14 protein-coding genes are annotated in these 18,412 nt (G+C 44.5%); 11 read left to right on the top strand and 3 right to left on the bottom strand.

Annotated elements, in window-relative coordinates; translation table 11 throughout:
• Positions 1-168: 168 nt before the first annotated feature.
• A complete protein-coding gene (locus ACFQ2O_RS10960; RefSeq protein ID WP_377527254.1) occupies positions 169-1,059 on the top strand; it encodes a cyanophycinase in 891 nt (296 codons plus the stop codon).
• Positions 1,060-1,105: 46 nt separating this feature from the next.
• Here ACFQ2O_RS10960 and ACFQ2O_RS10955 read toward each other — a convergent pair whose 3' ends face one another.
• The gene (locus ACFQ2O_RS10955) at positions 1,106-2,041 is read right to left on the bottom strand and encodes an isoaspartyl peptidase/L-asparaginase family protein (RefSeq protein WP_377527251.1); all 936 of its coding nucleotides are present in this window, start codon (positions 2,039-2,041) and stop codon (positions 1,106-1,108) included.
• A 175-nt stretch (positions 2,042-2,216) separates the two neighbouring features.
• Here ACFQ2O_RS10955 and ACFQ2O_RS10950 point away from each other — a divergent pair, with 175 nt between their 5' ends.
• The 3 genes from ACFQ2O_RS10950 (at position 2,217) to ACFQ2O_RS10940 (ending at position 5,122) form a co-directional block, all read left to right on the top strand.
• Positions 2,217-2,582: a DUF3127 domain-containing protein gene (locus ACFQ2O_RS10950; RefSeq protein ID WP_377527249.1), complete on the top strand. Its 366-nt coding sequence runs from the start codon at positions 2,217-2,219 to the stop codon at positions 2,580-2,582.
• Between the two features lie 166 nt (positions 2,583-2,748).
• On the top strand, positions 2,749-3,369 hold the full coding sequence (locus ACFQ2O_RS10945) for an AlbA family DNA-binding domain-containing protein (protein WP_377527247.1): 621 nt from the start codon (positions 2,749-2,751) through the stop codon (positions 3,367-3,369).
• Positions 3,370-3,682: 313 nt separating this feature from the next.
• Positions 3,683-5,122, top strand: a complete 1,440-nt coding sequence (locus tag ACFQ2O_RS10940) for a PhoH family protein (protein ID WP_377527245.1) — start codon at positions 3,683-3,685, stop codon at positions 5,120-5,122.
• 181 nt (positions 5,123-5,303) lie between these two features.
• Here ACFQ2O_RS10940 and ACFQ2O_RS10935 read toward each other — a convergent pair whose 3' ends face one another.
• Both ACFQ2O_RS10935 and ACFQ2O_RS10930 read right to left on the bottom strand, forming a co-directional pair.
• Positions 5,304-5,834 (bottom strand): DinB family protein, encoded by a 531-nt coding sequence (locus tag ACFQ2O_RS10935; protein ID WP_377527242.1) that lies wholly within the window; start codon positions 5,832-5,834, stop codon positions 5,304-5,306.
• A gap of 4 nt (positions 5,835-5,838) precedes the next feature.
• Positions 5,839-6,396, bottom strand: a complete 558-nt coding sequence (locus ACFQ2O_RS10930) for an SRPBCC family protein (protein WP_377527240.1) — start codon at positions 6,394-6,396, stop codon at positions 5,839-5,841.
• Positions 6,397-6,600: 204 nt separating this feature from the next.
• On the opposite strand from ACFQ2O_RS10930, the gene ACFQ2O_RS10925 reads away from it, so the two are divergent.
• The 7 genes from ACFQ2O_RS10925 to ACFQ2O_RS10895 all read left to right on the top strand — a co-directional run bounded on the left by ACFQ2O_RS10925 (position 6,601) and on the right by ACFQ2O_RS10895 (position 18,346).
• Positions 6,601-7,047: a YkvA family protein gene (locus ACFQ2O_RS10925; RefSeq protein WP_377527238.1), complete on the top strand. Its 447-nt coding sequence runs from the start codon at positions 6,601-6,603 to the stop codon at positions 7,045-7,047.
• Between the two features lie 486 nt (positions 7,048-7,533).
• A complete protein-coding gene (locus ACFQ2O_RS10920) occupies positions 7,534-9,816 on the top strand; it encodes a S46 family peptidase (RefSeq protein WP_377527236.1) in 2,283 nt (760 codons plus the stop codon).
• 293 nt (positions 9,817-10,109) lie between these two features.
• Entirely contained in the window at positions 10,110-11,291 is a 1,182-nt protein-coding gene (locus ACFQ2O_RS10915) for a membrane dipeptidase (RefSeq protein ID WP_377527234.1), read from the top strand.
• Positions 11,292-11,888: 597 nt separating this feature from the next.
• Positions 11,889-12,461, top strand: coding sequence for a TetR/AcrR family transcriptional regulator (locus tag ACFQ2O_RS10910; RefSeq protein WP_377527231.1), 573 nt, complete (start codon positions 11,889-11,891; stop codon positions 12,459-12,461).
• 157 nt (positions 12,462-12,618) lie between these two features.
• Complete coding sequence (locus tag ACFQ2O_RS10905) at positions 12,619-13,947, top strand: TolC family protein (protein ID WP_377527229.1); 1,329 nt, start codon at positions 12,619-12,621, stop codon at positions 13,945-13,947.
• A gap of 19 nt (positions 13,948-13,966) precedes the next feature.
• Positions 13,967-15,118 carry an efflux RND transporter periplasmic adaptor subunit gene (locus ACFQ2O_RS10900; protein ID WP_377527227.1) on the top strand — a complete coding sequence of 384 codons (1,152 nt, stop codon included), beginning with the start codon at positions 13,967-13,969 and terminating at the stop codon, positions 15,116-15,118.
• A 33-nt stretch (positions 15,119-15,151) separates the two neighbouring features.
• A complete protein-coding gene (locus ACFQ2O_RS10895; RefSeq protein ID WP_377527225.1) occupies positions 15,152-18,346 on the top strand; it encodes an efflux RND transporter permease subunit in 3,195 nt (1,064 codons plus the stop codon).
• Positions 18,347-18,412 lie beyond the last annotated feature (66 nt).

Here is an 18,412-nt window from a genome sequence, read left to right as displayed (position 1 = left end):
ATATAAAGCATGTAATATCATCCCTGTTTACTATCTCTCTTTTAAAGCTACAGGTTGATTATGAAACGAATTATTTGAAAATGGGTAATCATACTTGGTGCTTAGTGATTCTACATGATTTATAAGCGCTGATGTTGTATCACTTTTAAAAATTCTCTGCTGACACCCGTGGATATACCAAAAGGAAAACTTATAGCAGTTGGAGGTAACGAGGATAAAGGAACCTACCCCAACCCCAGAACCAAGAAGAAATATTACCTCGATTTTTTTGAGTTAGGAATTCTGAAGCGTTTCCTGAAAGAGGTTCCCGCTAAAAAACCGCACATAGAAGTAATTACTACTGCCTCCATGATTCCGGAAGAAGTTGGAGAACGGTATATAAGTGCCTTCAGCATACTTGGAGTGGAGGATGTCAGACTGATGCACATTAAGACAGAAGAAGATGCGCTACTTTCAGAATACATACAAAGAATAAATGTGTGTGACGGCGTCATGTTTAGCGGAGGAGACCAGTCGCGGATAATCAGGATGTTTCAGAATACACAGCTGTTGGAAATCATAAAACAACGCTACATGGATGAGCCCTTTGTAATAGCTGGCACAAGTGCGGGGGCAATGGCCATGAGTAAAGCTATGATAAAAGGAGGAAGTGCACCGGAGTCGCTGCTGCGAGGGGCTGTGAAAATGGGTACAGGCTTAAATCTGCTAGACGGTGTTGTTATCGACACACACTTCGTTAAGAGAGGCCGCTTCGGACGTTTGATGGAGGCCGTTGTTACTTACCCCAATACCATTGGCATCGGCTTGGGTGAGGATACTGGCGTGCTAATAACGGAAGGACATAAAGTGGAAACCATAGGGTCAAACCTGGTGGTGATTGCAGACGGCTATGATGTGAAGTATACAAACATAAAGGAAATAGAAAAAGGAAGGCCGGTAGCTATAGATAATATGATTATGCATGTGCTGGCAAAAGGAAACATCTACGATATCAACACCAGAACATTTTATCGAAGCGAGGAAGCATACCGCCATGCTACCTTACTTCCTGCTGAATAAGCTTTAGGAGTTGCTCCTCCTATTCCTTTATTAACTGGATAGGTTTTTAATCTTCTTTGTAAATAGCCACGTAAGTTGTCTGGCTGCCTTTTTTCATAGCCCGGTACATGCCTTCCGAATTGAAAGGCATAGCAATATCGCCGTTTGGGGCAAGAGCAACCAGACCGCCCTCTCCACCAAATTTCACCAGTTTCTTCATGACAACTTCATCACAAGCCTGCTGTAGCGTAAGCCCCTTGTACTCTATCAGGCAAGAGATATCGTAAGCAACTACGGCACGCATAAAATACTCGCCATGGCCCGTGCATGAAACGGCGCAGGTGTTGTTATTGGCATAGGTTCCAGATCCTATGATAGGAGAATCACCAATGCGGTTATAGCGTTTGTTGGTCATGCCGCCCGTAGAGGTGGCAGCAGCCACGTTTCCTGCGGCATCTAAGGCAACGGCACCCACAGTGCCAAACTTTTCATCATGGTGCACAGTGTGATCCAGCTGGTAAATGTTTGAATCCCTCACCTCGCTCCATTGCTCATACCGCAGCTTATCAAAAAAATACGATTCTGGCGCAAGCGCAATTCCGTGGTTTAGCGCAAATTCCTCCGCTCCATAGCCGCTGAGCATTACATGGTCTGAATTAGTTAAAATGGACCGGGAAAGGATAATTGGATTCTTTACGTTTCTGACACCCGCGACTGCACCTGCTTCCAGTGTACGGCCGCACATGATGGCGGCGTCCATTTCGTGCTTCCCTTCTTTAGTGAAAACAGCGCCTCTGCCCGCGTTAAAAAGCGGAGAATCTTCTAGTATTGTCACAGCCAGCTCCACGGCATCCAGTGCAGAACCTCCTTCTGCCAGTATAGAATGGCCTCTGTCTATGGCAGTTCTCAAAGCATTTCGGTAGGCTTTATCCTGTGCTGGTGTCAAGGATTCCTGTTGAATGGTTCCGGCTCCTCCGTGTAGGGCTATAGCAATGTTTTCCATAGGGTGTTTATGACATTAGGGTTGCTCCCCCTGTACGCTCACAAGAGATTCGCTGTTTTAAGGGATCGTTTTTTCTTCTAATTTGAAAGTACAAAGCTGTTTAACTGGACCCAAATCCGGGGAAAAAGCGTTATCTTTGTTCTTAGTAAATATATCTATTCTAAATTCATTTATTATGTCTTTTGATATCCAAGGGAAGCTGTACGAGATCTTTGAAGAGCAACAAGTTAGTGACAAATTCAAAAAGCGCGAGTTTGTGCTGGAGATTCCGGATGGCTCTTACACACAGTATGTAAAGTTCCAGCTAACGCAGGACAAGTGCAGCCTGTTAGACTCTTACAAGAATGGCGACGAGGTGAAAGTTACCTTCAACCTTACTGGCAAGCCTTTCAATAAGAACGGACAAACTTTATACTTTACAAACCTACAAGCCTGGAGAATGGAGCCCGCAGCGGCTGGACAGGCTGGAGCACCGGCGGCAGCACAACAAGATGCCCCTTCCTTCTACAGCAGCGATGCTGATAATGATTTGCCATTCTAATCTGAATCAATATCTCTTTTATATAAAAGCGAGCCTCAACAGCTCGCTTTTTGTTTTTACTACTCTGGTACAAGCTGATCATTTAAGTATATTGTACCTGTATAGAGGCAGGTGCTAGCAGTAGCTAGTCAGCTCCAGCCTCAGCACACCTACATGCTATATCATTATGGATGAACTACAGCGTTTGATTTTTGAGGGAGAGAATGATACAGTAGATTTTAAACAACGGGTGACAAAACCTGAAAAAATAGCCCGAACGCTTGTGTCGTTTGCCAATACGCGCGGCGGCACCATACTTGTCGGCGTGAAAGACAACGGGTACATCAGTGGCATTGACCCCGAAGAAGAAAAGCATTCGCTGGATCTGGCTGCCGGTTTTTACTGCGTCCCGCCTGTGCTGGTGCTTTATGAGGAAATAGAGCAGGAAGACAGGATAGTGCTTAAAGTGACAGTGCCGGAGAGTAGCCAAAAGCCTCACTTTGCAAAGGTGAAAGAAGACGACTGGCGAGGTTTTGTACGGGTGAAGGACACCAGCGTGCAAACGAGTAAAATGGTGAACAAAACCATGGAACAGGCCCCATCGCAGTTTGAACCCCTGCCCCTCGAACGGCACGAAACAGCTGTGCTGGACTACTTACAGCTACACCCACGGATCACGTTAAAACAGTACATGAAGCTTTCGAATTTATCAGAGCGCCGAGCCTACAGAACATTGGTAAAACTCGTGATTCACGGTTACCTTCTGCTGCACGATAAAGAAAAAGAAGACTATTATACCTTAGCCTAACTCTTATTTCTGAACCACCCTCGTTTAGGTTCAGAAATAAAAGCAGAAGAAAGTGAAGCCTGAAATATATCAGACAATATGAATTTTTATTTTCTGTCTATTTCATAGCTTAATATATTCTTAATCAGCACGATAAGGATGGCAGTTAATATTAATTTAACACAGGTGTCACAGTTCTTCTTTCTCAGCTGCTTTACACTACACCCATGCCTTAGATTATGACGTAAGTATAAGAAAAACAGCGTTTGCCGCTGCACCCTTTTTTCTTTCAGCTGCACATGCTTACCATGGTTTCACCCTAATCCATCCATCTATGGCGAATGCAACCAAAGAGACTGCTACTGTGGCTACATCCACCCGTAGCAAGAGCAGTAGATCAGCCACCACTAAAGCTGTCAAACCTTCTAACGGCAAAGGAAAATCTTCAGAAGTCAACCAAAAGAAAGTCTTTGTACTTGACACATCGGTGATTCTTTACGACCATAGCGCCGTGCAGAATTTCCAGGAGCATGATGTAGCTATTCCTATCACTGTACTAGAGGAACTAGATAACTTTAAGAAAGGCAACGACATCAAAAACTTTGAGGCACGCGAGTTTATACGGTTTATTGATAAGCTGTCAGCAGAGCATAAGTTGCAAGAATGGCTACCCTTGAACGGTAAGAACAAAGGCAACTTTAAAGTGCTGATGAACTATGAAACCGAAGGGGCTGATGCAACACACATCTTTGGAGACAAAAACGATCATCGTATTCTGAACTCCGCACTGCAGCTACAGGAGCAGATGCCAGACAATAAAGTTGTGCTGGTAACCAAAGACATTAACCTGCGGCTGAAGGCCCGCGCCTTAAATATCACATCAGAGGATTATGAGACAGGCAAGATACAGGATGTAGCCGGTCTTTATACAGGTAATGACACCATTGAAGATGTGCCTGCCAACGTCATAAATGAGCTGTATGAACATGGCACATGCGAGCCGGATAAAGTGTTGACGTCGGTGCCAGCTGATAATCACTTTTTTATACTTAAAAGCTTTAAGAGCTCTATACTTGCATATTATAATTCAGCTGAAAAGCAGATAGAACGTGTAGATAAACATACGGCGTATGGAGTTAAACCACGTAACGCTGAGCAAGCCTTTGCCCTGCATGCCCTGCTCAATCCGCAAATAAAGCTAGTAAGTATACAGGGTGTGGCTGGTACTGGTAAAACTCTTTTAGCACTGGCAAGTGCAGTAGAGCAGCGCCGTGAGTACAAGCAAGTATACCTGGCCCGGCCGGTAGTGCCGCTAAGCAACAAAGACATCGGCTACTTGCCCGGAGATATCAAATCTAAACTGAACCCTTACATGGAGCCGCTCTGGGACAACCTGAAGTATATTCAGAACCAGTTTGCCGAGACAAGTAAAGAATATCAAAAGCTCCGCGATATGGTAGAGCTGGAAAAGCTAGTGATTACGCCTTTAGCTTATATCCGGGGCCGTAGTTTATCTAACATTATCTTTATAGTGGATGAGGCTCAGAACCTTACGCCGCATGAAGTAAAAACAATCATCTCACGTGCAGGAGAGAATACAAAAATTATTTTTACAGGTGATATTTATCAGATAGATACACCATACCTCGACTCTCAAAGTAATGGCCTCTCCTATTTGATTGATAGAGCAAAGAACCACCCGCTCTATGCACATATCACCTTACAAAAAGGGGAACGGTCTGAACTGGCAAATCTTGCAAACGAGCTTTTGTAGGACAGAAGTTAACAAGCAGAAAGTCAAAACCAGGAAGGAAAATAAATCAATTCCTATAGAACAACAAAGCTATACTTGATCATCAACAGGTTAAACAAAGTATGGCCTTATGTATAAATTTGAGGGCCGGAGCATACGTATGCTGCGGCCCTCAAATTTAAATTCAAAATAACTGCTAATTTTATTTCCGCTTCAGGTAGCGTTCTTCTAATATTTTTATGTGATGAAGTTCATGGGCGGCCAATACATGTATGAGTCCTCTCACCGTCATGCTGTTCCCGTTTGCCACACCATAGCTGCTAAGCATTTCTGCTGTAAAGCTCCTGAACATGGCCAGGTTGCTTCGCCGTGCTAGCTCATACTCATCCAGTAGCTGCACCAGGGGGCGTATGTTAGCCAGTGAATTATAGACATAGCGGTTTTCATCCCAACCAGGTAAGTCAGCTTGTTCGGCACGGCTAAAGCATAGCGCACGGTATCCGAAGATACGCTCTGCATCGATCAGGTGCTGTAGAAGTTCTTTCATAGTCCACTTGCCTACCGCGTAGGCTTCTTCGGCTCGTTCTTCAGAAATGTTTTTGAACATGTGGCGCAAATCAGCCGACTGCTTTTCGAGTAGGTAAAGAACCTCCCCCTCAGGCAGATAATCTAAGTAGCCTTGATAAGTTGAAGGATATTCTTCAGCACCAGGTCTGTTAATGGTTGTAGGCATATCTTTATACTTTAGATGCTCTCTTTTTAGGTTGGTTCTCAAGCAATGTTTTGAGGCCAAGCAAGCCCATGTCTTGCTCCTGCTCCATTTTATACTTAAGCAGTACGCCCTGCAGCTTTGCTAATGGTGTAGCTGCTACCACAGTTTTCTGCTTCCAGACAAGCTGTGTGCCCCCCCGTTCCGGAGCAATTGTAAAAAAACCTTGTACACTATCAGCAACATCCTGCAGCGATTGCAGATACGTAATACTACTAGGATTTATACTTTCTGTAAGCACCACCTGTCCGTTTCCTAATTTATCACCACTCCACTGCAGCCGTGCCCCTTTCCCTTCAAAAGATCCTCCGTAAAGGTGAATTACTGTTGGGTCGGTCTGTTTATTTACAGCGCTCCAGTTGGGCCACTCCGTCGGGTTATTTAAGTATCGGTATACTTCCTCAGGACTGTGTTGCAGGTATATACTTCTTTCTACCTCAAAAGCTGTCGGTAAAAAGAAGGTGGCGCCATACCCAGCAGCCGATAAAGCAACAAGCGCTAATAAAACAATTTTAAGCAGCCTCATGTAGCGTAAATTAGTTGAAAAACAGCTTGTATTATTTACAGGTAAAATCATATCAATTTTATGAATGATTAGTGAAGTAACCAAGAGGTACAGGCATATTTATTTTCATATATTTGCTGCAGTAATCATGAGCTTTGTAGCTGAGGCAGCCTTAACGCTCAGATACACGTACAGAAGTATAACTGAACATCAAAGAAAAAATATATGCTGAACGACTGGATAAAGAAAGGTGCTACAATTTCTCAAAACCCAATCTTCAATAAATTTACTGGTAAAGCCGGAGGGCTATTAGGCAAACCATTCAAGCTCGGCCTGTTACTCACTACAGCCTATGGTAAACTAGTAGATGTAGATAACAAGGAAAGCGGCTTTGAACAGGTAAAGGGATTTATGCAGACGTTTATACGTTTGGTTAGAGCTTATATCAGCGGCGATTACAGAGACGTTTCTAAAAAGTCTATAGGACTGGGCATTGCGGTATTGCTTTACCTGGTGTCTCCCCTTGATTTAATTCCTGACTTTATACCTGCGCTTGGCCTGCTTGATGATATTAGTCTTATGGCTTGGTTTATTGATGCCTTCATGAAAGAGCTAACCAAGTTTAAAGAATGGGAAGCGCACACCAGCTTTGATCACATTGGCCGCTTTTAACTGATAAATTGTAGCAGCAGCTAGAGCTGTTTAAAAAGTAAGTATAGAGAAGCATCCTAAAAATAGGGTGCTTTTTTTATGCACTTATAACCAGCTATACAGTTTGTTTGTCTATATCTTAATGAGAGGATGTTTAAAATTTATACTTTGCGCTGCAAAAGCCTGTAAAGGAACCTGGATTCACCCTTTTCTCCGCACATAGCGCTGCTATAAAGCTCTATAACCGCTTTGCCAGAACCCTTTCCATTCAGCTTTCGCTTGCAAAAATGAAATTCAAACAAGCTCTGATAAGTATACCAGAGATAGCTTTTAAAAAATCTGTAAACCAGCTATTACAGGTAAGGCTACTATCCCTCAATTTTTTAGAAAGCCTGAACAGCAGCTACAGTTTACTTGATTGCCAAAGCAGTCTTGGTACTGAAATTGTTCCTGCTGGATTAATTAGCTAACTTCAAGCGCTAAAAATTTTATCAAAAAAACTAATTCATGATCAGCAAACGCATATTATCCTTTTTTGCGGCTGCATTCCTGAGCATTGGCATTACAACAGCCCGTCCTGACGAAGGCATGTGGCTGCCATTGCTACTAAAGCAGTTAAACGAAGCAGAAATGCAGAAGAAAGGCATGAAGCTTTCAGCCGAAGACATTTACAGTGTAAACCAGTCTAGCCTGAAAGATGCCATTGTTTCTTTTGGTGGCTTCTGTACAGGCGAGATGATTTCGCCAGAGGGCCTGTTGCTTACTAACCACCATTGCGGCTATGGGCAGGTACAACAGCATAGCACCGTAGAGAATGATTACCTGACAGATGGCTTCTGGGCCATGAACCGTGAGCAGGAGCTTCCGAACCCTGGCCTGACTGCCACCTTTATCGTGCGGATGGAGGATGTGACCAAGCAGATTATGGCTGGCACGGAAGGCGCTAAAACCGAAGCTGCGCGTGAGGCTGTTATTCAGCGTAATATGGCGAAGGTAGGAAAAGAAGCTACGGCAGGTACTCACTATGATGCTGTTATCAAACCGTACTTCTATGGCAACGAGTATTACATGTACATCACCGAAACTTTCAAAGATGTACGTTTGGTAGGCGCACCGCCGTCCTCTATTGGAAAGTTTGGTGGAGACACCGATAACTGGATGTGGCCACGCCATACCGGCGACTTCTCGATTTTCCGGGTGTATGCAGGGCCAAACAACGAGCCGGCTGAATACTCGCCTCAGAACAAGCCTTACAAGCCAAAGCACCACCTGCCTATATCACTTAGTGGTGTGCAGGAGAATGACTTTACGTTGGTGTTTGGTTTTCCGGGGCGTACTAACGAGTACCTGACTTCTCAGGCGGTGAAAGAGATTTACGAAGTATCTAATCCGGCTAAAATAAACATCCGAGAGACCAAGCTGAACATCCTGGATAAGGACATGAAAGCTTCTGACGCAGTTCGTATAAAGTATGCAGCCAAGTATGCAAGCATTGCCAACTACTGGAAAAAGTGGATCGGGGAAAACCGTGGCATTCGTAAAGCAAATGCCATCGAAGAAAAGCAGCAGCTAGAAAAGCAGTTTGCCACCTGGGTAGCGGCTGACCCTGCCCGTAAAGGCAAGTATGGCAACCTAATGGCAGATTTTGAGAAGAACTACAACGCCTTAGACGGTATCACCATTTCACGTGATTACATAAATGAAGCTGCTTACGGAGTAGAAATAATTAAACTGGCCAACAACTTTACCAAATTGCAAGAGATGGTAGTGCAAAAGGCACCGCAAAAAGACATCGACGCGATGGTGGAGCGACTGGAGAAATATTCAGCTGATTTTTTCAAAGATTATAATGCGCCGTCTGACAAAAAGGTGTTTGCTGCCCTTCTTAGCTTGTACTACAATAACGTAGACCAAAAACTGCACCCACAGGCGTTTATGATGGTGCGCGAGAAGTATAAAGGCGACTTCAGCAAGTATGCGGATGATGTATTCAGTAAATCTGCCTTTGCCTCAGAAGCAGGCGTTAAAAAGCTATTGGCAGACGCAAAAGCTGGGAAAGATGTAATCAAAACCGATCCGGCCTTTGTGCTGGCTAGCAGCGTGGCAGATTACTATCGTGTAAATGTATTGCCAACTTACACATCGGTTAATGATAACCTCAACCTGCTGTACCGCACTTATATGACAGGTTTGCGCGAGATGCAGCAAGACAAGAGCTTTTATCCGGATGCAAACTCTACCTTGCGTATTGCCTATGGCGTAGTGGAGCCGTATGAGCCGGTAGATGGCGTGAAGTATAAATACTATACTACACTGGAAGGTATCATGGAAAAAGCGGCCTCTGGTGCGGCTGAAGATTATGCCATTCCTGCAAAACTGCGCGAGTTGTATGAGAAAAAAGACTACGGCCGCTACGGTGTAAACGGCGAGATGCCGGTAGCTTTCATCGCTTCTAACCATACTACAGGCGGTAATTCAGGCTCTCCTGTTATCAATGCCAATGGACAGTTGATCGGTACCAACTTTGACCGTAACTGGGAAGGTACCATGAGTGATATCGTCTACAACCCTGATCAGGTGCGCAATATCTCAGTAGATGCGCGCTACATGCTGTTTATCGTAGATAAATTCGCCGGTGCTGGTCATCTGGTTAATGAGATGACGCTGGTAACGGATGACACCTCTGGTTTACCGCAGGTAGATGCCCGTCATAAAGCTTCAGGCGAGACTTCAAAGAAAGACAAAAAGAAGAAGCGTAAGAACAAGGACAAAGCTGAGGCAGGTAATTAATCAAAACTGCAAGTATAAAAATCCCCACCCGGAGTACCGGGTGGGGATTTTTTGTTTTACTTTTTCAATGTAGCTGGTTGTGGCGTTTTTTGTTTGGTAAGGCTAACGGTTTCCTTCACTCCTATTCATACGTTCCTGTAGCTGCCCGATCTGTAAAGTTTCTTCATATACCTCTACAACACATTCGTTCTGATTCTTCATTTAAAAATATTATATTTAAGAGTTAAAGTTTGCTTTATTGTTGCATCCTCTAAGTGCTTTACCTTATAGATAGCACCACGTAAACCTCTCCTATGAAAAAGAAACATTTCCTGCTGGGCCTCACTGTCACCCTTGGACTAAATTTTGCCAGCCACACCTTACAGGCACAGGATTACAAGAAAATACATGATGAAGCCATTGTAGTAGATACACACAACGATATCCTGATTTCAGTGATGAAGGGCCTGGACATTAGCAAAGATCTCCGTGGCCGTACCCACTCTGATCTGGCCCGCTTTAAAGAAGGTGGCGTAGATGCGCAGATCTTCTCTGTGTGGAGCGATGAAACAGGGACGTTTGATTATGCTATCCAACAGATTGACTCGCTGGAAGCAATTGTGAAGCGGCACCCTGACCAGCTAATGATGGCGTACAATACCAAAGACATCAGAAAAGCTGCACAACAAGGTAAAATGGCTGCCCTTATCGGTGTAGAAGGTGGCCACATGATCGAGAATGACCTGAAGAAACTGGAGCAGCTGCACAAGCGCGGAGCCCGCTACCTCACTCTTACCTGGAACAACTCCACCCCCTGGGCTACCTCGTCCATGGATGAAGGTTCAGGTAAACTGAAAGAAGCAGATAAAGGCCTGAATGAACAGGGGAAGCAAATTGTGCGCCGGATGAATAAGCTAGGCATGTTGGTTGACCTGAGCCATGTAGGGGAAAAAACCTTCTGGGACGCTATAACGGTAACTAAAAAGCCGGTGCTGGTGTCGCATAGCTGTGTGCACGCCATTAACCCCAACTTTCGTAACCTGACAGACGAACAGATAAAAGCAGTGGCTAAGAACGGCGGGGTTATTCACCTCAACTTCTTTTCAGACTTTCTTGATCCAAATTTCAGAAAGCGGATTAAAGACTTTCAGGATGCTCACAAGCAGGAAAGTGATTCTCTTACCGCAATGGGGTGGGACAGTGAAAAAGTGATGGATTACCAAGTAGAAGCATATCCGGCAGAGGTTAAAAATATACGTCCTCCTCTTTCACTTCTAATCGACCACATCGACCACATTGTAAAACTGGTTGGTGTTGATTATGTAGGACTTGGTTCTGATTTCGATGGTATTACATCTGCTCCACAGCAGTTAGATGGTGTCCAGGATTTTCCAGTTATCACTAAAGAACTGGTGGCACGCGGATATACCGAAGCAGATATAAAAAAAATACTGGGAGGTAATTTTCTACGCGTCTTAAAAGCAAACGCTGGCTAACGTGATAGCAGGAACAGTAATTACTATACATAACTAACCAAGAGAGCACAGACTTAAATTCTGTGCTCTCTTGCTTTGAAACTTCGTTGTAGTACAGCCATCCCTCTACTAATGCTTTACAGTTCTGATATAAGTCGTGCTTCCTAAATTCAGCAGTGGGGTTTTCTTATATTGGGTTGTAATCGTTTTTTTCTGCTTTATAAGCACCCCTTGTATAGTATCGGTTATCTTGTAAATACACCTCTTAAACCTTGTCAAGTTTTACACCACCCTTTTTTAGGGTATGACTTAATATGAAGTTGGCATATTAGGAACTTAAGTTATTGCCTTTTAGCTGTGCTAGTGCTGCATGAGTAGGAAAAGTTTTAATCCTGCTGCGTCTGCTATTCAGGTAATCTGCCATTCTCTCAAGTCTTTATACCTGCTACGCCAGCTGCTTCACCCTTTTTACAAAACATTTTACAATTTTATCGCTTTACACCTAACGATAAAGCAGTATCTAATCTTTAGCAATCATATAGAGAATATATTGGTAAACCGATTTTTCGTTGTAGCTTTGCCGACCGAATGAACATTCATTTAATGTGATCAGACAGGATGGAGCAGATAGCAGAAAAGAAGAAAGCCATTTTAGAAACCACGCTGGAGCTAATCAAAGAGCATGGCTTCCATGGCACGCCTATGAGTTTAGTGGCGAAAAAAGCAGGTGTTGCAGCAGGTACCATATATCATTATTTTGAAAGTAAAGATGAGCTGATTTGCGAGGTTTTTTCATACATCATGCAGAAAGCGACTCTTGCACTGCATCAGGGCGGGTTAGCAGAGATGTCTTATAAAGATAAGTTCTTTAACCTATGGGTAAATCTGTATGAGTTTTATCGAAACAACCCGAATGTGTTGGTGTTCTTTGAGCAGTTTGTGAATTCCCCTTACAATGCTATTATAGGCCATGGCTGCCAAGACCAGATAAGGACATATCTCTTTAATTTTTTAGCTGAGGGTGTTAGTAAAGGTTATCTCAGGTCTGTAAACCCTGAAGTTCTTAGCGTACTTGTTTTAGGCAATGTTATCACAACGGCAAAAATAATGAGGCTGCAGCATGTTAAAATCAACGATGAGGAATTACAGCAAATCAGAGAGATTATATGGGATGGGATGGCTGCAAGGTAATCCGTGCAATGTATACTAATCCAGCTTTTACTTACTTTTTGATTTTTATCAATGTTTAAACACTATAGTCACTGCTTTATGTAAAACTTCATCTAAATCAATCCATCATTTCACCCGGCTGGTGTGCCGGTAACTATTAAGAGCAAATAAACCGATTATGAAAATGTTAAAAAGACTAAGGTTGCTTCTCCTGGCTTGCTTACTTTGCCCTTCATTAGTATGGGCACAGGGCAATACAGGTGCTGCACCTGAGCAACTTACCCTGGAGCAGTGCGTTGATTACGCGCTTCAGAACCGGGCACAGGTAGAGCAGGCCCTTCTGGATGAAGCAATAGGCAGGCGAGAAATTAACGTGAACCTTGCTGGCTGGTTTCCACAGATCTCTGCCAATTACGGCGGAACTAAAAACCTGAAACTACAGCAACAGCCTTTTGGTGACCAAGTGATAACCTTAGGCAGAAAGTATACTTCTAATGTGCTGCTGGAGGCAACTCAAACGCTTTATAGCAGCGATTTGCTTTTGGCTTCTAAAGCTTCTCGTTTCACAAAAGAGCAGCTTCAGCAGAACATCACCAATACCAAAATTAATACGGTAGTTGAGGTAAGTAAGGCCTATTATGATATCCTTCTTTCAAAAGAGCAGCTTACGATCCTGAACGAAAACCTGGCAAGGCAGCAGAAGCAGTATAGCGATGCACAAAGCAGGTATGAAGTAGGTTTGGTAGATAAGACTGACTATCAACGAGCGGCCATTACCCTTGGCAATATCCGTAGTGATATTAAACGCGCGCAGGAAGCCATAAAGGCTAAGTCTGCTTATTTAAAGCAGCTTATGGGCTTTCCGGTAGAGCAGGAAATAGACCTGCAGTACGACTACAACATTATGCAGCAGCTGGTACTGGTAGATACTACAGAGATCCTGAACTTCGCTAACAGAATTGAGCTACAGCAGCTACAGACGCAGCGCGAACTTCTAAAGCTTAACGAAAGCTATTACAAGTGGAGTATGCTACCAACTGTATCGGCTTATGTAAACTATAACTGGCTGTATTTTAACAACGAATTTGCTGATCTATACAACCAGGCCTACCCTACCTCTGGTGCAGGACTACAGATTTCATTACCTATTTTTCAGGGTACTAAAAGAATTCAGAACCTGAAAATTGCAAAGCTACGCCAGGAGCGGCTTGATGTAGAGGTGGAAGAAGCGCGTCGTGCTATCAATACTGAGTACCAGGAGGCGTTGGCTTCTTATAAAGCTGATTATTACGAGTGGACCACACTGCGAAATAACGTAGAGCTGGCGCAGGAAGTGTATGATGTCATCAAGCTTCAGTATGATGAGGGGATTGTACCTTACATCAACTTGATTGTGGCTGAAACAGAGTTGAGAACCACTCAAATCAATTATTATAATGCACTGTTTAATCTGATGGCTAGTAAGTTAGATTACCAAAGAGCAATCGGAAATATAGATATCAACTAATACAAAACAAGATAAAAGTATGAAGCGACATACATCATGGCTACTTGCAGCCATCATCAGCCCGGTTTTACTTACTGCCTGCGGCGGTGAAGAAGCTGGTCAGCAGCAGATGAATCCAGCCGCTATGGCGGTTCCAGTGAATACAGTTAAGGTGAGCGAAGAAAGCGTGACAGGTACAGATACTTACCCAAGTACTGTAGTGCCTTTGAACGAAGTTGAACTGCGCCCGCAGGTGTCTGGCTATATCACCAACATTTATGTGCAGGATGGGCAGCGCGTAACTAAGGGGCAGAAGCTTTATGAAATAGACAGAAGCAAATATCAGGCTTCTTACCAGCAGGCACAGGCTAACCTGCAGAGCACAAAAGCAAATCTGGCACGAGTGCAGAAGGACCTGGAGCGCTACGAAACGCTTGCTGAGCGCGACGCTATTGCCAGACAGCAAGTTGATTATGCCAGAACAGATGTGCAGACAGCGCAGGCTCAGGTGGCGGCTGCACAGGCGCAGGTGAATAGTGCCTCTACAGATTTAGGTTATTCTATTATCAATGCCCCTTTTGATGGAGTTATTGGTATTTCTCAGGTACGGGTTGGTGCGCAGGTGTCTCCTGGCCAGCCATTGTTAAATACGATATCTTCCATGGACCCGATTGCTGTTGATTTTGCTATAAACGAGCAGGAGATTTCTCGTTTTACCAACTTCCTCAGTAATGCTAAAGGCCAACCAGATTCTCTGTTTACGCTATTGTTAAACAATGGTCAGGTTTACCCGCACAACGGTAAACTGATTACAGTCGACAGAGCCATCGGCCGCCAATCAGGTACCACTACGGTGCGCGTACAGTTCCCTAACCCAGAGCGCTCTCTTGTACCGGGCATGACGGTGAGCCTGCGCATATTGAACCAGGACATCGGAAACCAGAAAGTTATTCCTTTCAAAGCTGTAACTGAGCAATTAGGTGAGTACTATGTATATGTGGTACAGGGAGACTCTGTAGTGCAGCAAAACGTGGACTTGGGAACAAGGTTCGGAGCTAACATTGTAGTGCGCGAAGGCCTGCAGGAAGGGCAGCAGATTGTTGTGGAAGGCATACAGAGACTACGCCAGGGCGCAAAAGTACAGGTTGGTGCGCCACAGGCAGCTCAGTCACAAGCTGGAGCCAAGCAATAAAAAAACGAATCACCTAAAGAATTATAAAGAAAGATGATTTCAGACGTATTTATAAAAAGGCCAGTAACCTCCATCGTGATCTCCATTGTGATCGTGCTGGTGGGGGTATTGGCCATGATGAACTTGCCGGTCACGCAGTACCCTGATATATCCCCTCCTACTGTGTCGGTTACTGCTAACTATACCGGTGCAGATGCACAGACCGTAGAGCAAACCATTGCAACGCCTGTGGAGACACAGATCAACGGTACGCCGGGTATGGCTTACATATCATCTACCAACACCAGCACCGGACAGCTAAACATGACGGTAACGTTTGAGGTGGGTACTGACATTGATATCGCCACGCTTGATGTGCAGAACAGGGCCAGTATTGCTGAGCCAAGCCTGCCAGAGGAAGTGAGACGATTAGGTGTAACGGTTCGTAAGCGTAACCCTAGTATCATGATGGTAATAGGTATCTATTCGCCTAAGGGCACACACGATGTGCAGTATCTGGATAACTACACCAACATCTATGTAAAAGATGCCTTGATGCGTGTGCCGGGTATTGGTGATATTACTTCTATCGGTCAGGATTTTAGTATGCGCCTGTGGCTGCAGCCTGATAAGCTTGCCCAGTATAATATAGGTGCAAACGAAGTTACGGCTGCCATTCAGGAGCAGAACGTGCAGGTAGCAGCTGGTACAGTAGGTGGTGCGCCACAAAACAATACACAGGCTTTCCAGTATCCGATAACGGTAACGGGTCGTCTGCAGACACAGGAAGAGTTCGGTGATATTATTGTCCGTACCAACCCTGCTGATGGTTCTATTGTTTACTTACGTGATGTTGCCAGAATTGAGTTTGGCCAGTTTGACTATGGCAGATCGTCTACCATCAATGGTAACCCGGCAACTATGTTGCTTATTTACCAGGCTCCTGGAAGTAACGCACTTGAAACTGCGGAGGGACTTTACGCTGCACTGGAAGAACTAAAACAATCTTTCCCTGCTGATGTAGACTATATTGTATCCTTTGAAACTATATCTGTTGTACAGGTATCGATCAATGAGGTGGTGCATACACTGATAGAAGCGCTTATTCTGGTAATCATTGTTGTATTCCTGTTCCTGCAAAGCTGGCGTGCAACGTTGGTGCCAATCCTGGCGATCCCTGTTTCCATTATCGGTACGTTTATTTTCTTCATACCACTGGGCTTCACCATCAACACGCTTACACTCTTCGGGTTTGTACTCTCTATTGGTATTGTAGTGGATGATGCCATTGTGGTAGTGGAAGCGGTACAGCATTACATTGACCATGAGCGTCTATCAGCACGGGAAGCAACCCGTAAGGCCATGAAAGATATTACGGCACCGGTTATTGCGATTGCACTTATACTTGCAGCAGTATTTATACCTGTTGGTTTTATACCTGGTATAGTTGGTCGTTTGTATCAGCAGTTTGCCATTACTATTGCCATCTCTGTGCTTATCTCTGCATTTGTAGCATTAACGCTGACACCGGCTCTTTGCTCGCTGATGCTGAAGCCAATGAATGTTAACAAGAACTCAAGAGGCATCAACAAGTTCTTTTACAAGTTTAACAACTGGTTTGCAAGAACTACGGAATCCTATTCTGTAGGTGTGCGCAAAAGTATAAAAGCTACGCCTTTGGTGCTGATCCTGTTAGTTTGTATCTATGTTGGTACGGTTGGTATGTTCTCGGCAAAGCCATCTGGCTTTATTCCTACTGAAGATGAAGGACGCTTGTTCGTGTCGGTAGAGCTTCCTGAAGGAGCCTCTAAAAGCCGGACAGAGGCAATTCTGAACCAGATGGGTGAGATAATGTCAACAGTGCCTGCAGTTAAAAATTACACGGCTATTTCAGGTTTAAATGCGATTAACTTCTCTTTTAAATCTAACAGCGGTACTTTCTTCCTGCAATTGAAACCTTGGGATGAGCGAACTGAGGAGGCTGACCAGCTTGCTGGTGTTATGGCTACGCTACAGCAAAAATTTGCCGCGTTAAAAGAGGCAAACGTAATTGTGGTTGCTCCTCCTGCTATTCCTGGTCTGGGCCAGTCTGGTGGTTTCAGCTTTGTGCTGCAGCAGCGAGTGGCCGGCGATGTGAAACAGATGGAGCAGGTAATGGGGCAGTTCCTTGGAGCAGCCAACCAGCGTCCGGAAATTGCCATGGCTTACAGCTTCTTTACAGCTAAAACGCCGGGCTATCACGTAGAGGTTGACCGTGAGAAAGCTAAACGTCTTGGGGTGAACATATCTGATATCTACGCTACTATGTCAACGTATATGGGTAGCCGGTATGTAAACGACTTTACCCGCTACGGACGTAACTTCAGAGTGGTAGCACAGGCAGATACAGCCTATAGAATGGATGTGCAGAGCCTGAACCAGTATTATGTGATGAACAGACAAGGCGAGTCAGTTCCTTTAAGTGCGCTGGTTACAACTGAAATTGAAGAACGAGCTTCTGTGATTTCACACTACAACCTGTTCCGTTCTGTAGAAATAAATGGTAGCGCAGCACCTGGTTACAGTAGTGGCCAGGCCCTGCAGGCACTGGAAGAGGTAGCCGCGCAGGTTTTACCAGCAGGCTACGGCTATGAGTTTACCGGCCTGAGCCGCGAGGAATTAGCAGCAGGTAGTAGTACGATTTATATTTTCGGACTTTCTATTTTGCTTGTACTCTTATTACTGGCAGCGTTGTATGAAAGCTGGTCTGTACCGTTCTCCATCTTGTTTGCTATACCGCTGGGTATGTTTGGCGCAATTCTGGCACTTACATTCTTACCTAAACTGGATAACAACGTGTATGCGCAAATAGGTATGATCACACTGATTGGTCTGGCTGCTAAAAACGCCATTCTGATAGTGGAATTTGCCAAGGAACGCGTAGACAGGGGCATGGAGCTGATTGAGGCAACTATCGAAGCAGTACAGCTGCGTCTGCGGCCAATTATTATGACTTCCCTTGCCTTTATACTTGGTGTGGTTCCGCTGGCACTATCTTCTGGTGCTGGTGCAGTATCCCGCCAAACTATCGGATGGGTTGTAATTGGCGGTATGTTGGCTGCAACTTTCCTGGCCATATTCGTTGTGCCAGTGCTTTATGTGGTTATTACGCGATTAGCTTACGGTAAAAAAGGCTTGGCAGAGTTGAGAGCCAACTATAAACCAGAAGATGATGGTGGTGATCCAGCCTATGTAAATCCTCACGAATAACATTAATATTTAATTTCCTAAAAATCCCCGGCTCCCAGAGTCGGGGATTTTTGTTTTATTGGCTAG

It is taken from the genome of Pontibacter rugosus (assembly GCF_042678745.1).
In the GTDB taxonomy this organism is placed as follows: Bacteria; Bacteroidota; Bacteroidia; order Cytophagales; family Hymenobacteraceae; genus Pontibacter; species Pontibacter rugosus.
Note: the sequence above shows the minus strand (reverse complement) of the source record. Positions and strands in the feature narration are given on the sequence as shown.

What these genes read in the sequence shown, in the direction of transcription:
- ACFQ2O_RS10940 (WP_377527245.1), top strand. Translation starts at nt 3,683, where the DNA reads ATGGCGAATGCAACCAAAGAGACTGCTACTGTGGCTACATCCACCCGT.
- ACFQ2O_RS10920 (WP_377527236.1), top strand. Translation starts at nt 7,534, where the DNA reads ATGATCAGCAAACGCATATTATCCTTTTTTGCGGCTGCATTCCTGAGC.
- ACFQ2O_RS10955 (WP_377527251.1), bottom strand. Translation starts at nt 2,041, where the DNA reads ATGGAAAACATTGCTATAGCCCTACACGGAGGAGCCGGAACCATTCAA.
- ACFQ2O_RS10905 (WP_377527229.1), top strand. Translation starts at nt 12,619, where the DNA reads ATGAAAATGTTAAAAAGACTAAGGTTGCTTCTCCTGGCTTGCTTACTT.
- ACFQ2O_RS10925 (WP_377527238.1), top strand. Translation starts at nt 6,601, where the DNA reads ATGCTGAACGACTGGATAAAGAAAGGTGCTACAATTTCTCAAAACCCA.
- ACFQ2O_RS10895 (WP_377527225.1), top strand. Translation starts at nt 15,152, where the DNA reads ATGATTTCAGACGTATTTATAAAAAGGCCAGTAACCTCCATCGTGATC.
- ACFQ2O_RS10915 (WP_377527234.1), top strand. Translation starts at nt 10,110, where the DNA reads ATGAAAAAGAAACATTTCCTGCTGGGCCTCACTGTCACCCTTGGACTA.
- ACFQ2O_RS10950 (WP_377527249.1), top strand. Translation starts at nt 2,217, where the DNA reads ATGTCTTTTGATATCCAAGGGAAGCTGTACGAGATCTTTGAAGAGCAA.
- ACFQ2O_RS10900 (WP_377527227.1), top strand. Translation starts at nt 13,967, where the DNA reads ATGAAGCGACATACATCATGGCTACTTGCAGCCATCATCAGCCCGGTT.
- ACFQ2O_RS10930 (WP_377527240.1), bottom strand. Translation starts at nt 6,396, where the DNA reads ATGAGGCTGCTTAAAATTGTTTTATTAGCGCTTGTTGCTTTATCGGCT.
- ACFQ2O_RS10945 (WP_377527247.1), top strand. Translation starts at nt 2,749, where the DNA reads ATGGATGAACTACAGCGTTTGATTTTTGAGGGAGAGAATGATACAGTA.
- ACFQ2O_RS10910 (WP_377527231.1), top strand. Translation starts at nt 11,889, where the DNA reads ATGGAGCAGATAGCAGAAAAGAAGAAAGCCATTTTAGAAACCACGCTG.
- ACFQ2O_RS10935 (WP_377527242.1), bottom strand. Translation starts at nt 5,834, where the DNA reads ATGCCTACAACCATTAACAGACCTGGTGCTGAAGAATATCCTTCAACT.